General features: G+C 65.7%; 9 protein-coding genes. All 9 read right to left on the bottom strand.

The window, feature by feature from the left end:
* Position 1: 1 nt before the first annotated feature.
* Positions 2–4,981 (bottom strand): malto-oligosyltrehalose synthase, encoded by a 4,980-nt coding sequence (locus BLT03_RS02085; protein ID WP_092739786.1) that lies wholly within the window; start codon positions 4,979–4,981, stop codon positions 2–4.
* Positions 4,978–6,795: a malto-oligosyltrehalose trehalohydrolase gene (treZ, locus tag BLT03_RS02080; RefSeq protein WP_092739784.1), complete on the bottom strand. Its 1,818-nt coding sequence runs from the start codon at positions 6,793–6,795 to the stop codon at positions 4,978–4,980. The genes BLT03_RS02085 and treZ overlap by 4 nt, the downstream gene beginning before the upstream one ends.
* Positions 6,792–8,960: a glycogen debranching protein GlgX gene (gene glgX, locus BLT03_RS02075; RefSeq protein ID WP_092739782.1), complete on the bottom strand. Its 2,169-nt coding sequence runs from the start codon at positions 8,958–8,960 to the stop codon at positions 6,792–6,794. The genes treZ and glgX overlap by 4 nt, the downstream gene beginning before the upstream one ends.
* Positions 8,957–10,261: a glucose-1-phosphate adenylyltransferase gene (locus BLT03_RS02070; protein ID WP_092739780.1), complete on the bottom strand. Its 1,305-nt coding sequence runs from the start codon at positions 10,259–10,261 to the stop codon at positions 8,957–8,959. The genes glgX and BLT03_RS02070 overlap by 4 nt, the downstream gene beginning before the upstream one ends.
* A gap of 548 nt (positions 10,262–10,809) precedes the next feature.
* Positions 10,810–11,319, bottom strand: a complete 510-nt coding sequence (locus BLT03_RS02065) for a MarR family winged helix-turn-helix transcriptional regulator (RefSeq protein WP_175537629.1) — start codon at positions 11,317–11,319, stop codon at positions 10,810–10,812.
* Between the two features lie 296 nt (positions 11,320–11,615).
* A complete protein-coding gene (locus tag BLT03_RS02060; protein WP_092739776.1) occupies positions 11,616–11,993 on the bottom strand; it encodes a response regulator in 378 nt (125 codons plus the stop codon).
* Positions 11,994–12,070: 77 nt separating this feature from the next.
* Positions 12,071–14,287 (bottom strand): ATP-binding protein, encoded by a 2,217-nt coding sequence (locus BLT03_RS02055; RefSeq protein ID WP_092739774.1) that lies wholly within the window; start codon positions 14,285–14,287, stop codon positions 12,071–12,073.
* Complete coding sequence (locus BLT03_RS02050) at positions 14,284–14,943, bottom strand: biliverdin-producing heme oxygenase (protein WP_092739772.1); 660 nt, start codon at positions 14,941–14,943, stop codon at positions 14,284–14,286. Before BLT03_RS02050 ends, BLT03_RS02055 begins: the two co-directional genes overlap by 4 nt.
* A 122-nt stretch (positions 14,944–15,065) precedes the next feature.
* A complete protein-coding gene (locus BLT03_RS02045) occupies positions 15,066–17,726 on the bottom strand; it encodes an ATP-binding protein (RefSeq protein WP_092739770.1) in 2,661 nt (886 codons plus the stop codon).
* Positions 17,727–17,733 lie beyond the last annotated feature (7 nt).

The raw sequence follows: 17,733 nt of genomic DNA, 5'->3' as shown, positions 1-17,733 counted from the left end.
TTCATTCGATGTCTTCTGGCACCAGTACGACGAAGGGAAGGGCTCCTCCCTGCGGCTGTGCTTCGCCCATGAGAGTCTCGATTTCGATGCCGTCTTCTGCTTCGGCCGCCATCGTCGCGCCGGTCACCCAGTTCTTCCACCGGGCAACTTTCCCCAGCACCGGATGGGCTGGCGCAATGGCGAAGCGAGTGCCTCGCCAGCCCATCTCGGTCAGACCGTACAACAGGCGTGAGCAGATCACCACCATGGCTTTGCCGTCACGGATGCGCGCAAAGGCAACGGCATGCTCGGCGCTCGGTCCTTCGATGGTCAACGGCAGGTAGGTGGAGCTCAAGAACAGGTCGGGCATCTTCTGGCGTAGTTGCAGCAGCCGCCAGGTCACCAACTGCTTGACCTTTGCATCGGGCACGGCCGTCAGCATGTCGGTCCATGCCTGTACCGAGGGGTAGCCCTGGGCGTACAGAGACTGCACCTGCTCCAGTGAGCGTTCCAGGGCTTCGAAATCCACAGGGCGGCGGTTGTCCGGGTCCACCAGGCTGAAATTCCATTGCTCACAGCCTTGGTAGATGTCGGGTACGCCCGGTACCGTGAGTTTCAGTGCGAGTTGGCACAGGCTGTTCTGAAAGCCATAAGGCGCTACGGCCTGGACGAACTTCTCCAGTTCGCGCACGAAACGCTCGGTCGACAGCGCACCATCGATATAGCGATGCACGGCTGCTTCATAGGCTTCGTTGGGAAAGAGCCAGTTCGTGGCCTGCTTGGCCTCGCGCATGGCCTTGACCATGTATTCCTTCGCGCGTTCCCGCAAGCTGATGCGTTCTTGCACGTCGGCCCCGCCTGCCGGCCAGATGCCGACCAGTGCCTGATACAGCGCCCAGAGGTCGTGCGCGCTCGGTACCGTGACCCCGTCCACTTCAGTGCTGAAGCGTGTGCCGAGTTCGCGCAGCTGGATCGCCGTGTCTTCCCACAACGCCGGTATCTCGGACAGCACGTTCAGGCGAGCGCGCAGGTCTTCCGAGCGTTTGCTGTCATGGGTCGAGGTCGCCAGCAGACCGTGCGGCAGCCGCCGTGAGCGCTGCAGATTGGCCTGGTGAAATGCGGCACCGGACAGGCCGAAACGCCGCGGCTCGGAGCCGACATCGTTGAGGGACACCAGGCGCACGTAGCGGTAGAAGGCGGTGTCTTCCACCGACTTGGCCATCACCGGCGCCGTGAACTGCTGCCAGCGGCGCAGGAACGCGCCGCGCAGCTCGGGCGCATGCTGCCCTTCCGTGCCTAGGAAAACGCCTTGCAGGTATGCCAGTACACCGCCTTCCGCCGTACCCATCCGGCGGCGTGCGGAGGCAATCGTCCATTCGATGTGCTGCCGGTCGGTATCGGACAAGCCCGTGCCGTCGGGCGCGATATACGTGCGATAGACCGGAAACACTGCCGCTACTTCCGTCAGCGCAATGCGCAGTTGGTTGCGTGTGAAATCACAGGTCTTGCGATCGGTGCGGCTGATGTTGTAGAGCGTGTCAGCCAGCCAACCCAGGTCGCTGAACAGCGAGGTTTCGATGATGTGCTTCTTGCACTCGTGCACTGCCTCTTCGAATTCCTTGCGGTCTCCGGTGAACGCGGAGTACGCATCGTCGAACGCGGCCTGGGACGCTGGCTCCACGAAGAGCCCGTTGACCAGGCTGCTGAAGCGGTAGCCTGTGGCTCCGTGCACGGGCCAGTCCTGGGGAAGGGGCTCGTGGTCCGCCAGAATCTTCTCGACGATGAGGTACAACGCTCGCGGCTCGCGGCCCGCAGCACGTGCAAGCGAGGCGTAGCGCCGTTGCAGGCGATCGAAATATTGCGCCGGATCGGCCAGGCCGTCCGGGTGGTCGATGCGCAGCCCGGAAATCTTGCCTTCCGCCAGCCAGCGGAAGATGCAGGCATGCGCGGCTTCGAACACCGCAGGATCTTCCATCCGCACCGCGGCCAGCGAATTGACATCGAAGAACCGGCGGTAGTTGATGTCGTCACCGGCTACACGCCAGTCCGCAAGCCGATAGGCCTGGTCACGGAGCAGCTGGTCGAGCGCGTCGAAACTCTCAGGGGTTTCCTTGTGGCCATTCCACTGCGTCAAGAGCGCGTCGATCCACTGCCGCACCCAGGGGTGTTCAGCGGCCAGTTCTGCGAGCCGGCGCTGGTGCAGCGGTGCATCCCGCTGGCGCATGGCGCGCTCGTTGTCGTCCACCGCGTTGCGCGACGGGAGGTTGCCGAAGGCATCCACCAGCGACTGCATCTGCGCGAGGCTGTCTCCGTCCCGATCACCGCCCGAGATGGGTGGCGCCACTGCCGCGAAGATGCGCGCGTAATGCTGCGGATCGATGGGAAGTTCGTGGTCCCAGTAGCGCACGCTGAAGCGGCCGCACTTTGCGTCGAAAGCCATCTGCAGCTCGCCGGATTCCAGCACCCGGCCGTAGTGCCCGCCCAGCATGGGCAGCAGCACCCGGCCGTGCATGTCAGGCGCCGTCGGCTCCCATTCGATGTCGAATGTGCCAGCGTGGGCCGATGCGCGTCCGTGTTCCAGAACGTCTTGCCACCAGGGGTTGTTGGCGTCCAGCACGCCCATGTGGTTGGGGACGATGTCGAGCACCTGGCTGAGGCCGTGCGCCTGCAGGGCTTCGCACAGCGCAGCGTGGGTGGTTTCGGAGCCGACCTCGGGGTTCAAGCGCGTCGGGTCCACCACGTTGTAGCCGTGCGTGCTGCCGGGCACTGCCTTCAGGTAGGGCGAGCTGTAGAGGTGGCTGATGCCCAACGCGTGAAGATAAGGTACCGCGCGCGTTACCTGCTCGAACGTATTGCCTTCGTGGAACTGCACGCGGTAGGTGGCGAGCGGAATGTCTGCCGTGTCGAGCGCAGGCAGCGCCTCGCTGAAGGGCAGGGCGGCTCCGCCGCGCTCGGCGCGCATTGCAGCAGCGATGGCTGAGAAGCAGGCATGGGTCGCCAGCTTTTCCAGCGGCACGCTGAGGCGCCGCCGCCAATTGGGTTGCATGGCTTCAGTCGAACCCGGCACGTTGACCTGTTCGAGTTGGCCGGTGACGTCCTCCAGTTGCACGGCCGCCAGCCAGCACGGAGTGCGCGCGAGATAGCGATGCACGGCCGCCGCAAAGTCCGCATTGGCCTCCGGCACGGATTGCGGGTCCGCGGTGGCGCCTTCGGGAAGCAAGCCTTCTTCATTGAGCGCGATGAGCAACCGTACCCGGTCCTGGGCACGGTCCATGAGGGCCCGTGCGTGGGCGTCGGGCGCCGAAAGCCAGCCCAGGCGCGATTGCACATCGATGTCTTCGGCGGCCCAGAAGCCGCGCAAAGTCGGCAGATCATGGGTGCTGACCACTGCGAGGGCCTGGTGCGGCCAATGGGCCGGTGCGCGAAAGGCACCGCCGTCCACGCGTTCGAAGATCAGAGGGCGATAGGACAGCAGCGTGCGCTGTGCCATGGCTTCGCGCATTTGCGGCGCGACGTTGCCCAGGTCTTCCCCGATCACCAGGCATTGCTGGCGATGGCTTTCGATGGACATGATCGTCAGCAGCGCGTCCAGCGGATAGGAAACGTAGGTGCCGCCGTCCGCGCTGGTCCAGAACAGGCGCATGAGCGCCATGACATGGTCCATGCGAAGGGCGCCAGCAGGGCGCATGACGCTCTTCAGCAGCCGGCGCATCGGCAGGAAATGCGATGCGGCCAGCGCGCACGGGTTCATGGGGGGTAGGCCCCAGTCCTGCCCCTGGTGGTTGAGCGGGTCGGGCGGCGCGCCGACCCGCATGCCGTGGGCGTACAGGCCTTGCCCGGTCCATGTCTCTGAGCCGCCATCGTTGGCGCCGACTGCCAGGTCGCAGTAGAGGCCGAGCGGCATCATGGCCCTGGCCCGCTGGCTGACGCGGTCCAGTTGCTCGTGCGCCAGCCATTGCAGCCAGAACCGGTAATGCACCTGCTGGGCATGTTCCTGTGCAAACGCCTTCACCGCGGCGCCGTGCGGGTCCTGCATCGCTTCCGGCCATGCCGGCCATCCCCAGACGCCGGGGTCGATGGCATGGAGGTGGTACTGGATGGCTTCGTACAGCGCATGCTGCCCGAGCACATCGGCATTGCGCTGCATGAACTCGCGAAAAGCCTCCGCACGGGGCGACGAGGCTTCCCATTCGCTGCGCAGGAACTCATCCCACAGCAGGGACAGCATCTCCTGCTTGGCGGTAGTCACTTCGGCATAGCGAACCGTGTCCGAAGCCCGCAACGCGCCAAGGCGCTGCTGAAAGGCCGCATCGGAAAACAATGCCTGCGCGGCCGCGCTGCGCATGAATTCAGGCACGGCTGCCACATCGATGAACAGCGTGTTCAGTGCAAGCCGGCTGGATGGGCTGTAAGGGCTGGCTGCCTCCGGCTGGTCTGCCCGCAGCGCATGCAGGGGGCTCAGCCCGACAAACGCAGCACCTTGTCCCGCAGCGATGGAAACCAGGTCCGTCAGATCGGAAAAATCGCCGATGCCCCAGTTTCTCTCGGAGCGCAGCGCATACAGCTGGGCGCTCAGACCCCACCAGCGCTCGCCTTGGCGCAGGGGTTCCGGCGACCAGCAATGCTCGGGGGCGACGATGACCAGGCGCTCTTTTGCAGAGCCGGCAGCCTGCAACGCGTAGTAGCCCATCTCCAGCGAGGCGGGCAGTTGCGCGGTCGTCCCGTGGCCTTCGCAAACCAGCGTTCTCTCCGCCGTCTCGGCGGTGAACAGGCGCCAGGGACCTTCGGCTTCCAGCGGGACATCGCTGGCGGTGCCATGCGTGACCAATACGGCAGAAGGCACGGCCGTGGTGTCCGCATGTTCTCCCATGGCATCCAGGGCCCGCTCGATCACTGTCGCGGGGACTTCCCGGTGTTCGCCCCAGAAACTGGTGTAGTGCAAGGCAATGCCGGCCAGCTGCGCGCGTTGGCGCAGTGCTTCACCGGAGATAGGGTCCGTCATGCGTTGGGCTCCAAGAAACACCAGCGGGCAGACCACGGGGCCCAGGTGGTGTCGTCGCTGTTCCAGCGGTGTGAAAACCGCAGGGTTCCATGAGAATCGTCGGGCGCGGGTGCCGGGATGGGGTCATCGCCAAGATTGATGTCCATCCGCCATTGCGCGCCGTCTTCGTATTGCCATTGCACCCGCAGGCCGCGGCTGCCCACCCGTTGGGCGCTGTGGCCCCGCGGAGCAAGCCGGTTCAAGCGGGGATTGAGCCACTGCCGGCGCACCGCAAGCGCCTCGCGCAGCAATGCCTGCCGAGCCTGGCCCTCGGGGCTTTCGGCCTCTTGCCAATCCAGGCGGCTTCGCGCGAAGGTATCTTGATCGCAGGGATCAGGCAGGGTGCCACCTGGTGGCACTTCATGGCCGAACTCGCGCAGGCGGCCCTTGCGGACCGCATCTCGCAACTCGCCTTGCCAATCGGCAAAGTACAGGAAAGGCGTGGTGGCACCGAATTCGTCGCCCATGAAAATCAGGGGCGTGGCGGGGCCGAGCAGCGTCATCAGCAGGGCCAGTTCCACCGCAGGCGCGGGTACCAGTTGCGCCAATCGTTCGCCGAAAGCCCGATTGCCGACCTGGTCGTGGTTGCCGAAGAACTGGACCATGGTGGACAGGGGCTCGGGCCCCGCTGCCACCACTTGACGCCTGCGCGCATGCTCATCGCGCTCGCTGTGCGCAAAGATATAGCCGTTGGTCAGAGACCGGGCGATCAGCGCAAGAGGCTCCGTGCCGTAGTCGGCGTAGTAGCCCTTGGTCTCGCCGGTCAGCAGCACATGCAGCGCATGGTGGAAGTCGTCATTCCATTGCGAGTCGTAGCGCGAGGGCTTGGCGCCCGGGGCCAGATGCTCTGATTGGTTCTTTTCGTTTTCCAGCACCAGGTGCACGTGCCGGCCTGCGAATGCCGTGCGCACGCGCTGCGACAGTTCCGCAAGAAACCCCGGGTGGCTGTCGTCCACGATGGCATGTACGGCATCGAACCGAAGACCGTCGAAGCGGAATTCGCCGATCCAGTACATCGCGTTGTGGATGAAGAACTCCCGCACCGCTTCGCTCTGGTCGCCGTCGAAGTTGATCGCGGCGCCCCAGGGGCTGGTGTGCTTCTCCGAAAAGAACTGGGGTGCGTACAGGCCGAGGTAATTGCCGTCCGGACCGAAGTGGTTGTAGACCACGTCCAGAAACACCATCAGCCCGAGTGCGTGCGCTCCGTCGATGAAGCGCTTGAGGTCGTCGGGCGTTCCGTAATCAGGGTGCGGCGCGAACGGCAACACACCGTCGTAGCCCCAACCGTGGCGGCCACCGAAGCAGGCCAGCGGCATCAGCTCCACGGCGGTGATGCCCAGGTCGCGCAGGCGGGGCAACTGCTGCAGCGCTGCCGCCAGCGTGCCTTGCGGCGTGAACGTGCCCACATGCAATTCGTACAGGACCACATCGCTCCATGGCAAACCCTGCCACGGCACCTGCCAGTCGAAGTGGTGAGGGTCGGTCACCTCGCTCGCTTCGTGCGGGCCGCCAGGGTTGCTGCGCGATGCCGGATCGGGAACCCGAGGCCCGTCGTTCACTTGCCATTGGTACCGTGTGGCGCCCGTGGCCTGCGGGATTTCGGCATGCCACCAGCCATCCGGCCGCGACTGCGCGGGCGTGGCGGCCATCGGCCCACCGGCCGACGCACCGTGGTGCAAGACCACCTGCCGAGCGGCAGGGGCCCACAGAGTGAATTCGGCGCCACCACGGGAATTGAGCCGTGCGCCAAACGGCATGTCGTGCCGGTACTTCATGAATGGCTGGGACGGGAAGGGGTTGTCAATACGGCCATGGAATGCGGCTGGAGCGTCCACTGCTCGCCCGCCTGAATGTCCGCAGCCTCGGGAGGCGGCACCTCTGCCGTGCGCGTGTCCACTCGCACGGACCAGACGCGGCCCCGCTCGTCCTGCGGCAGGGTGAAGACCGCGTCCGCAGGCGTTGCGTTGAACAGAAGCATGACCGACTCGCTGTCGCCATGGCCTTCCATGAGCGCAGCCACGCAGCGGACTTGCGGGTCTTCCCATTCCTCCTGGGTCATCGGCAGGCCCCATACGCTGTGCCAGTTCAGTGCGACGCAGGCTGGGTGGCCCGTGGTGCCCGCCGGGTGCACGGCGGGGCGCAGCACAGGCAGGCTGTGGCGCAAGGCGAGCAATGCGCGGGTGAAGCCCATCAGGTCGGCTTCGCTGGTCGCCTGGCTCCAGTCGTACCAGGAGATCTCGCTGTCTTGGCAGTAGCCGTTGTTGCTGCCGTGCTGGGTGCGCGCCATTTCGTCGCCGCCCAGCAGCAGCGGGGTGCCGTGAGAGACGAACAAGGTGGCGATGAAGTTGCGCATCTGCCGCGCCCGCAGTGCCTGCACCGCGGGATCGTCGGACGGGCCTTCGGCGCCGCAGTTCCAGCTGCGATTGTGGTTCTCACCGTCGCGGTTGTCTTCCTTGTTGGCCTCGTTGTGCTTTTCGTTGTAGCTCACCAGGTCGGCCAGGCTGAAGCCGTCGTGCACCGTCACGATGTTCACGCTGTCCGTGGGCGGACGCTTTCTGGGCGCCAGCATGTCCGCACTGCCGCACAGGCAGGCAGCGAACGAGGGCAGGCTGCTGTCGGCATTGCGCCAGTAGTCGCGAACCGAATCGCGGTAGCGGCCGTTCCACTCCATCCAGCCCACGGGAAAGCCACCGACCTGATAGCCATCAGGGCCCAGGTCCCAAGGCTCGGCGATCAGCTTGACGCGCGACAGCACCGGGTCTTGCGCCACGGCGGCGAAGAACGCGGCCCGGTGCGTGAACGCCCCGGACGGATCGCGGCCCATGGCACAGGCGAGGTCGAAGCGGAAACCGTCCACCCGCATTTCCGTGACCCAGTAGCGCAGGCTGTCCAGGATCAGGCGCAGTGCCGCCGGGCTGCTGGTGTCGACGGTGTTTCCGGTGCCGGTGTAGTCCACGTAGTAGCGGGCATCCTCGGGCGACAGCCGGTAATACGCGGCGTTGTCGATGCCCTTGAAGCTGATCGTGGGGCCGAGGTGGTTGCCTTCGCCGGTGTGGTTGTAGACCACGTCCAGAATCACTTCCAGGCCGGCGGCATGCAGGGTCTTCACCATCGACTTGAACTCGTCCACACCGCCGTCGGCCGACGAGGCGCTGTAGCGTGGCTCGGGGGCGAAAAAGGCAACGGTGTTGTAGCCCCAGTAATTGGTCAGGTCGTTGTCTACCAGCCGCTTGTCGTCCAAGAATGCCTGCACCGGCAGCAGCTCCACGCTGGTGATGCCCAGTTCGCGCAGGTGCGCGATGGCCGCGTCGCTGGCCAGCCCGGCATAGGTGCCGCGCAAAGGCTCGGGCACGCCGGGCATGGTCTGGGTGAAGCCCTTCACATGCACTTCATAGAACACCGTGTCTTGCGGAGGAACGCGGGGCGGGGCATCGTCGCCCCAGTCGAAGCGGGATTTGACGACCCGGCACTTGGGCGCCATGGCACCGTTGTCGACTGTGCTGGGTTGAAAGTCTTCCTCTTCCTGGTCCAGCTCATAGCCGAACTGCTCGGCGTGGCCTAGCACTGGCCGGTCGAGCGCCAGCGCATACGGGTCCAGCAGGAGCTTGGCGGGATTAAAGCGCTGGCCATTGGCCGGCTCGTATGGGCCATGCACACGCAGACCGTACCGCTGGCCGACTTTCAGGCCCTTCACCAAACCGTGCCAGATGTCGCGCGTGAGGCACGGCAGCGTAATGCGCGCCGTCTCCTGGTCATCGTCGGAGAACAGGCACACCTCCACCTTCTCGGCGGAAGGAGCGTACACGGCGAAGTTCACGCCATGCCGGCTGGCCGTCGCGCCCTGGGGCCAATAGCGGCCGGGTTCTACGGTGTAGCGGACTTTTCTGGATCGTGATGCAGCGGTGGGGGCCGGAGGAACATTCAACGCGTCTGCGCTCATGCGGCTACCTTCCGGTCACTGTCGGTGGCAATGGGGGCGGGAGCGCGGGCGCGGCCGATGCTGGCGGTGCTGCTGCCGGCATCCTTTTGCGTGGTGAAGAACTGGCGGGGCACGACGACGATGCCGCTCTCGGTCACATGGAAGCGCTTGCGGTCTTCTTCCAGGTTGAAACCGATGCGTTCATGCGCTGGCACATCGTTGTCCTGGTCGATGATGGCGCGGCGCACCTGGGCTCCGCGGCCGATGCGAGAGCGCTCCATCACGATGCAGTGCTCCAGCCGTGCGTCCCGCTCGACGACGACCGAGCGGCGCAGCATGGCGTGGTCCAGCGATGCGCCGTCCACGATGCTGCCGGAGCCGACCACCGAGCGGTGGATCACGCCGTTTTCGATCTGGGCGGATTCGGCCTGATCGGGGCTGGCATAGATGGGCCAGTTGCGGTTCGTCATGCGAAAGCGCGGCGTGGCGCCCAGCGTGTCGAAATGCGCGTCGAAGTACGAATCGATGGTGCCGACATCACGCCAGTAGGCGTGCTCTTCATACGGCTCGGTACCGGGAATGGTGTTGGTGTCGAAGTCGTAGGCCATCAGGCGGTGGGATTTCAGCATCGTCGGCAGGATGTGCTTGCCGAAATCGCTGTGGCCGGTTTCGTGGGCCTGCTTCAGCGCGTCGAGCAGCACGTCGGCGTTGAAGAGGTAGTTGCCCATGGACGCCAGTGCATGCGTCGAACTGCCGGGCATGGGGTTGGCGTGCTTTGGCTTTTCGACGAACTGGGTGATGCGGTGGTTGTCGTCGGTCTCGACGATGCCGAACTGGTCGCACTGCGACAGCTTTACCGGCAGGGTGGCCACGCTGACGTGGGCGTTGTTGGCCACGTGGAAATCGATCATCTGGCGCACGTCCATGCGGTAGATGTGGTCCGCGCCGAACACGGCGACGATGTCGGGGCGGAAGCTCTCGATGAGGTGGATGTTCTGGTAGACCGAGTCGGCCGTGCCCTGGAACCATTCGGGGCCGTTGCGCATCTGGGGTGGCACCACGGTCACGAAGTGCTCTGGGATGAATCGGGTCATCGTCCAGGACTGGCGGATGTGCTCGATGAGCGATTGCGACTTGTACTGGACCAGCAGGTAAATGGAGTAGATCTCCGAGTTCACCAGGTTGGACAGGACGAAGTCCACGATGCGGTGCTTGCCGTTGAACGGCACGGCGGGCTTGCAGCGCTCGGCGGTCAGCGGGTGGAGGCGGGAGCCTTCGCCGCCTGCCATGACGATGGCGAGAACATTTTTGGTGCGTGACATGGTGGGAACTCCCAAATGATCAGACGTGGAAAGGCTGGGTGTGGCAAATCAGAGCGGGCCTCGGCGCCTCGCTCACACGCACGAAAGCATTGGAGAGACCATTTCGGTGCCCTTCCAATGCCTGTGCCGCGCGCTCGAAGCGGGGCGATCCTTCTGCGGTAACCTCCATCGCGCTCCATGGCGTCTGGCCGATCAGACTGCCTCGATGGCAGGCTTTTCGGTCGATGCGGAAGCGGGGATGGGGGTGCATGCAGATGGTCCTGAAACCCATCTTCTGTTGCGTTGCAACAATAGGTTGCAGGAAGTTCCTGCCTGCAGATGTAGGCATGTGCCTACATAGCTCAGCCGTTGTCAGGGCAGAGGCATTGCGCGCGGAACGCCAGCCGAAAGCTGGCGGGGTGTGCACTTTTTCACAACAGAAACACGAAGCGCTTCACAGCGCTCCATTGACACGTTGGTACATCGGCCAAAGGCGGGGCGCTCCTGTCCACCGACCATGTCATTCAACCGGTTGCTATTAATTTAATAGCTATACACCGGCGGATTTATTACGCTGGAGGCTGATTTGACTGTGAAAGGTGCCGGGCAGGCGACGCCTTTTCTTCCTTTGCGGCCAGCGCCTCCGGACTCACACGCTGCAAAAGCTCCAGCAACAAGGCCCATTCCGCTGCGGAGTAGTGCTTGCGCAGGCTGGCTTCCATGGTCATCGAAGCCTCGTGCGCTTGTTGCGCGACCGCCAGTCCTTCTTCGGTGAGGCGGATGGCCTGGGCGCGGCGGTCGGTCGGATTGCGCTCGCGCACCAGCAGGCCCCGGCCTTGCAGACGGCTCACGACCAGGGTGAGGTTCGGTGCGCTCAGGCTGAGGGCCTGGGCCAGTTGCCGTTGGGAAAGCCCATCACCCGGCATGAGCAGCATGAGCAGGGAAAATTCCACCGGGCGCAGGTGCATCGGCTCGCCGATCGCCTGGAAAAAAGCACGGTTGGTCCCTACGCGGGCCTGGGCCAGCGAATAGCCCAGCAGGTGCAGGACGGCGGAGGGATCGACGGGAGTTTCATGCATGGAGGGTTTCCGGCGTCGAGTGTAAGAGTCCATACAGCCCTGGCCAGTCCGGCACAAGACACTGACGGGGCTCCAGGACACCCGGGGCAACGCCGGCCTTGTGGGCGGGCGCTAGCGTTTCGAGGGGGCGGCGAAATGCTGGCGACGCCAGGGAAGGCCACTGCCAAAACGGCGTGACCGAGGCCCGGCAGTCGGAAACATCCGCCTTGAAGCGACGCATTATCACCATGAGCGGGCCCGGCCGCTGAGTGGCCGGCTTCGAGTGAGAGCCGGCGTGCGGTCCGGTCGAGGTAGCGCTATCCGTTCTGCTGCTCCAACTGCGCCGCGCAGGAAGCGATAAGGGCGTCGAAAACGTCGAACGCCAGCGGTTTGGCCAGCACGTGGTCGAAACCCGTGAGCTCCGCGCGTTCCGCTGGGCCGAGCCCGGTGATGGCGATGGCGATGCAGGCCCGGCCCGCCGCTGCCGCGCGCAACTGGGGGACGAGCTGGGTGCCGAGCATGTCCGGCAATTGCTGGTCCACCAGGAACAGGGAGGAGGGTTGCTGCGCCATGAGCTGCAGCGCCTGGTGGCCGCTGTGGGCGATTCGGACGGCGTAGCCCTGCATGTCCAGCAGGTCGCTCAGCAGCTCGGCGGCGTCGCGGTTGTCGTCAATGATGAGAATGTCTGCTGGCATGCGGGAGCTTCGCTGACGGTGCGGTGTCTTGTGAAAGCCATCGAACGCTGGGATTCAATAGCCGTTTTCTGGGGTCGCTATTGTGCCCGGCTCTGCAGCGGAAACCGGACCGAGAAGACGACGTGGGGCGAGCGGTATTCGTAGGTGATGGTGCCGCCGTGGCCCAGAACGATCTGGTGGGCGATGTACAGCCCCAGCCCCATGCCCGAGCGGTTGCGGGCATTGCCGCCCGACGATGCCTTGAAAGGGCTGAACAGGTTGCCGGCGATATCGTCGGCAATGGGCGCGGCCACGTTGTGCACCGCGATTTCGTGCCATTCGTCGGTAGCGCTGGCATGCACTTGGATGGGATGTCCGGTCTGGCCATGGTGGCGGGCATTGCTGATCAGGTTCACCACCACCTGCGCGATGCGGTCGGCATCGACCTGCGCCCTCAGCGCTGCCGGAATGGTGACCACGATCTCTGTGCCGGGGTGGGCCGTGCGTGCCTCGTCCATCAGGTCGTTCAGTAGCGCGACCAGGTCCACTTCCGTGCGCTGCAGGTCCAGGCCCAGTCCGCTTTGCAGGCGCGACATGTCCATCACCTGGCTGACGAGCCGCTGCATGCGGCTGCTCGACGACTGGATGCGCTGGCCGATCCGGCCGGCCCGCCCGCCATCGGCCCCGCCTTGCTCCAGCACGCGCGCCGCCATGCTGATCGAATGCAGCGGGTCACGAAGGTCATGGCCCAGCACCGCCATGAGCTGGTTGCGCGTGCGGTTGATTTCGGCGGTGCGCGCGTTCTGCACCCGCACCAGTTCGTCCAGCAGCTGCCGGGCCACGTCCAGTTCCAGCGTGCTCCAGTGCTCGGCGGTGGAGCGCACCGTTTCCTTCCACAGATCGAACGACCCGCGCGGGGTCAGCCGTGGGCCCAGCGGGCCGGGGCGGACTTCTTTCTCCGGCTTGCCACCCCAATGGATGGTTTCGATCTGCTCCTTGCGCAGAAACACGAGCCAGCCCTGCCGGTCGCGGTCGAAGGGAATGCCGAGCACGCCACACCAGGGCGACGTCGCGCCGGCCAGTGCCGGTGCGTCCAGCGGCAGCGTCTGGGTATGGAACAGCCGCTCCTGCGCCTGGGACGCAGGCTCGGCGGACAGCCATCGCACGATGGCGCTGCCCGCCTGCTCGGACACCTCGCCGAAGACCTGGAGCTTGGCTCCGTGCGCCACCAATGCGCCCCCGGAGCGCAGCGCCGTCGCCATCTCGGCCGCGTGCTGGCACAGGGCGGCGAATTCGTCGTCCGCGTGCAGCACTTCTTCGACGAGGCGCGTGCGCGCGGCGGTGGCCTGCTGCAGCCGTTCCACGTGCGATCGCGTGGAGGTGCTTTGAATGTTTGCCGACAGGACCTGCGCGATCACGTCGCAGGCCATCCGCACGCTGTAGGGCACCTGGCGGGGTGACATGTGGTGGCAGGCCAGCAGACCCCAGAGTTGCTCGTTGATGACGATCGACACGCTCATCGAAGCGCCCACGCCCATGTTGGACAGGTATTCGATGTGGATCGGCGACACGCTGCGCAAAATGCTGCCGCTCAGGTCCAGCGGTAGCGCGCCGGCTTCCTGCAGCAAGGGGACAGTGGTCGATCGCACGTCGGCGATCAGCCGCAAGGTATTGGCCACGTACAGCCGGCGCGCCTGCGCAGGAATGTCGCTGGCGGGATAGCGCCGGCCAAGGTAGGGGTCGAGCGTGTCGATGCACGACTCGGCCACCACTTCGCCGCTGCTGTCGTGGCGAAAGCGGTAGGCCATCACCCGGTCGAAGCCGGTCAGGGCCCGCAATTCTTCGGTGGCCAGTTGCAGCAGGTCACGCACGGCACGCGGGCGGCGCAGCTTTTCCATGGCGCGGTGGGCTTGTACGGCAAAGCCGGCCAATTCGCCGCTCGACTGGTGCCGCAGTTCGAACTCGGCCACCAGCATCCCGCCGCTCAGGTGCAGGACGACGTCGAAGTGCCGGTCGCCCACCTGCAGCTCGCCCGGCATGGGCACGTCCTGTTCCCCCCGCAGGGCCCGCACGCCGTCTTCCAGCAGCGCGGCAATCGCCGGGCAAAGCTCGCCTCGGCTCTGCTCCAGCGTCTCGCCGACCGACACCGCGCAGTGCAGCAGAGGCTCCACATTGGCGCCCACGTAGCGGACCACGCCATCGCGGTCCACGGCGATCAGCGTGCCGTGGTTCTGGATGCTGCCCGGCAGGTGGATGGGCTCGCGGTCGCAGTTGTCCAGCGTGGTGGGCGTGCCGGGTGTCGGGAGCTGGCTCATGCGAAGACCCCGTGTTCCTGGAATTCCCGCTGCAGGCCCTCGAAGCCGGCGCGCGCGCCTGCGCAAGCCATGCGGACATCGAACTCGCTGTGCACGTTGGCGTTCAGCAGCGTGGTGAAGCGTTTCCAGCGCGCGCCCGTGTCCAGCCCTGCACCTTGCAGATAACGCAAAGGGTGCGGCGCCAGCCGAGGGCCGAGGCGGCGGTAGAGGAGTTGCCCGCCCAACTGCGAGCCTTCGACCACATAGGCCAGTCCCCAGCACACGGCGGTCTGGCGCGCAGTCCCGGACTCCGTGAAGGCCCGGTCTGCCAGCGTGTGCGTGCAGTCGCTGATGCGTGCTTCGTCAGCGTCCAGGCTTGAATGGCCGCCAGGGGCATCGCGCGCATCCTGCTGCAAGGCGTCCAGTCGGGCAGGGTCGGCAAAGCGGAAACCCGGTGCCAACGGCTCCAGCGTGGAAAGGTAGGGGTGCAGGGCCATGAGCCATGCGCTCACGGCCAGCGTGTGGTGCCGGTAGTCCTCCAGCGTCGCTTCGTCCCGGCCCAGCGGCAAGCTGGCGTCGAGTCGGGCATGCAACTCCTTGGTGGCAAGGCGCAGCGCCGCAAGGCAGTCGGTCTCCGGCGCCGGGGCGCCTGGAAGGAGAGGAAATCGCTGTGACACTGAAGGAGGGCAGGGGGATCGGGTTTGGCGGAGTACGCCGCCGGCAGATTCTAGAGGGTCGGCCCGCCCCTGCCATCAGCAGGGAGGTCGCTTCGCGCCACCGCGGGAATGGCGGCCTGCTCTCAAGGCGGAGCGATCATTCCCTGCACACGCCGTGCGAGCGCATCCAGCGTGAACGGTTTGGTGAGCACCTGCATGCCGCGCTCCAGATGGCCATTGCCCACGGCCGCGTTCTCGGCATAGCCCGTGATGAACAGGATTTTCAGGTCCGGCCGGTACACGCGGCCGCTGTCGGCCATTTGCCGGCCGTTCATGCCGCCCGGCAGCCCAACGTCGGTGATCAGCAGGTCCAGGTGGGTGCTGGACTGCAGCACCAGCAGGCCCGATGCTCCGTCCTGCGCCTCGATGGTGTCGTAGCCCATCTCCTGCAGCACCTCGACCACCAGCGAGCGCACGCTGGGCTCATCGTCCACTACCAGCACCGTGCCCGAGCCTTTGCCGCCAGCGGCTGAAGGCAAAGACGGCAGATCGGAGTCCTGCGCCATCGCTTCGTGCCGCGGCAGGTAGATGCACATGGTCGTGCCCATGCCGGGCTCCGAATAGGCGCGCACCTGGCCGCCCGACTGCCGCGCGAACCCATAGACCATCGACAGCCCCAGCCCCGTGCCCATGCCAATCGGCTTAGTGGTGAAGAAGGGTTCGAACACGCGGTGGATGATGTCGGGCGACATGCCCGTGCCGGTGTCGGTCACGCACAGCGACACGTATTGGCCCGGCGGCAGATCGCGGTCCAGCGACGCGCGCTCGTCCATCCATTTGTTGGCGGTCTCGATGGTGAGGCGGCCGCCGCCCGGCATGGCGTCGCGCGAGTTGATGCACAGGTTCAGCAGGGCGCTTTCGAGCTGGTGCGGGTCCACGTGCGTGGTCCACAGCCCCACGGCGCCGACCACTTCCAGTTCGTTTTCCGGGCCGATGGTGCGGCGGATCAGCTCTTCCATGCCCTTCACCAGGCGGTTCACGTCGGTGGGCTTGGGGTCCAGCGTCTGTCGGCGCGAAAAGGCCAGCATGCGGTGGGTGAGCGAAGCCGCCCGCTTGGCTGCACCCTGGCCCACGCTCACGTAGCGCTCCAGGTCGTCGTAGCGGCGTTGGCCCACGCGCCGGTGCAGCAGTTCCAGGCTGCCCGTGATCGTGGCCAGCAGGTTGTTGAAATCGTGCGCGAGGCCGCCTGTCAACTGGCCGACGGCTTCCATCTTCTGCGACTGGCGCAGCGCGTCCTGCGCGGCTTCGCGCTCACGCGACTCGATGGTCAGGCGCTCCAGGGCGTTTTCGACTTCGCGCGTGCGCTCGGCCACACGCGCTTCCAGGTGGCTGTTCAACGCGCGCAATTCTTTCTCGGCCACCACCTTTTCCGTCACGTCGTAGCCTTCGGCGAAGACCCCGTTGATCTCGCCCTGCGTGTCGACGGTCGGCTGGTAGATGAAGTCCAGGTAGCGTTCGACCAGCGGCATGCCGGGTTTCTGTTCGATCAGCACCCTGAGGCCCTGGGCGATGTAAGGCTCCCCGGTGCGATAGACCTCGTCCAGCAGTTCGTACACCCCCTGGCCCTCCAGTTCGGGCAGGGCCTGCCGCACCGGCTTGCCTTCCACGCTGCGGTGCCCGATCAACTGCACGTACGAATCGTTGACGAACTCGAACACATGCTGCGGCCCGCGCACCACGCACATGAATCCCGGCGCCTTCTGGAACAGGCTGCGCAGGCGATCGCGCTCTGCCGTGCTTTCCTCCAGCACCTCGACGCCTGCCAGGCGCGAGGCGATCTGGCCCGCCAGCAATTGCACGAAGGCCATCGCTTCCCCGTCGTGCATGGGCCGGTGCGGATTGGCTGCGCACACCATGAAGCCGGCCGTCCGCGCACCCCCTTGCGCTGGCAAGGCCACCACGAAGGCTGCACGCGGCTGGGTGTCCCAGTCGCCCGCGGGTACATCGTCTGCCAGTTCCAGCGGCACCGTGAACGATGCTTCGCCGGCCTGCAGCCGGTCGAGTTGCCAGGGGCCTTGCGATTGCGGCTCCAGCATGGCCGGGGCCAGCCGGTGGCCCCGTTCAATGCCTGCGTTGCAGGCCAGGTGGGCAGCGCCAGAGGCGTCGTATAGGTAAACAAGCGAGAACGGCAGGTCCCGCTGGGCCCGGCCCATGAGTTCGCAGGACGTGTCCAGCACTTCCAGCCGGCTGTTCACGGCCGACAGTGCCGCGCCCAATTCGCGCAGCAGGCGCAGGCGGCGTTCGCTGAGCACGCGGCCCGTGTCTTCCGACACAGCGCAGAACAGGCCGCCGACCTGGCCGTTGTCGCCATGCAGCGGGCTGTACGAGAACGTGTGATACGTCTCTTCCAGGTAGCCGGCGCGGTCCAGCAGCAGCATCAGCGAGTTGTCCCAGGTGGACTCGGCCCGCTCGTACACGGCGTGCATCCGGTCCTTCACCTGGTCCCAGATTTCGGCCCACACCTGCGCGGTCGGCCGTCCCAGCGCATGCGGGTGCTTGGCGCCCAGGGTGGGGCGGTAGGCGTCGTTATAGAAGAACGCGATGTCCGGCCCCCATCCCAGCCACATCTCGAAACGGGACGTCAGCAGAATGCGCAGCGCCACCTTCAGCGTGTCGGGCCAGAACTCTGGCGACCCGAGTGGCGTCGCCTCCCAGTCGTGGCAACGCATGCGCTGCGCCATCTCGCTGTCGCCGACGAAGATGTGGGCAAAACGCGCGCTGCCGGAAGCGGAAGGTTGGTTCATGGGCACG

It is taken from the genome of Paracidovorax valerianellae, from assembly GCF_900102625.1.
Lineage (GTDB): Bacteria > Pseudomonadota > Gammaproteobacteria > Burkholderiales > Burkholderiaceae_C > Paracidovorax > Paracidovorax valerianellae.
Note: the sequence above shows the minus strand (reverse complement) of the source record. Positions and strands in the feature narration are given on the sequence as shown.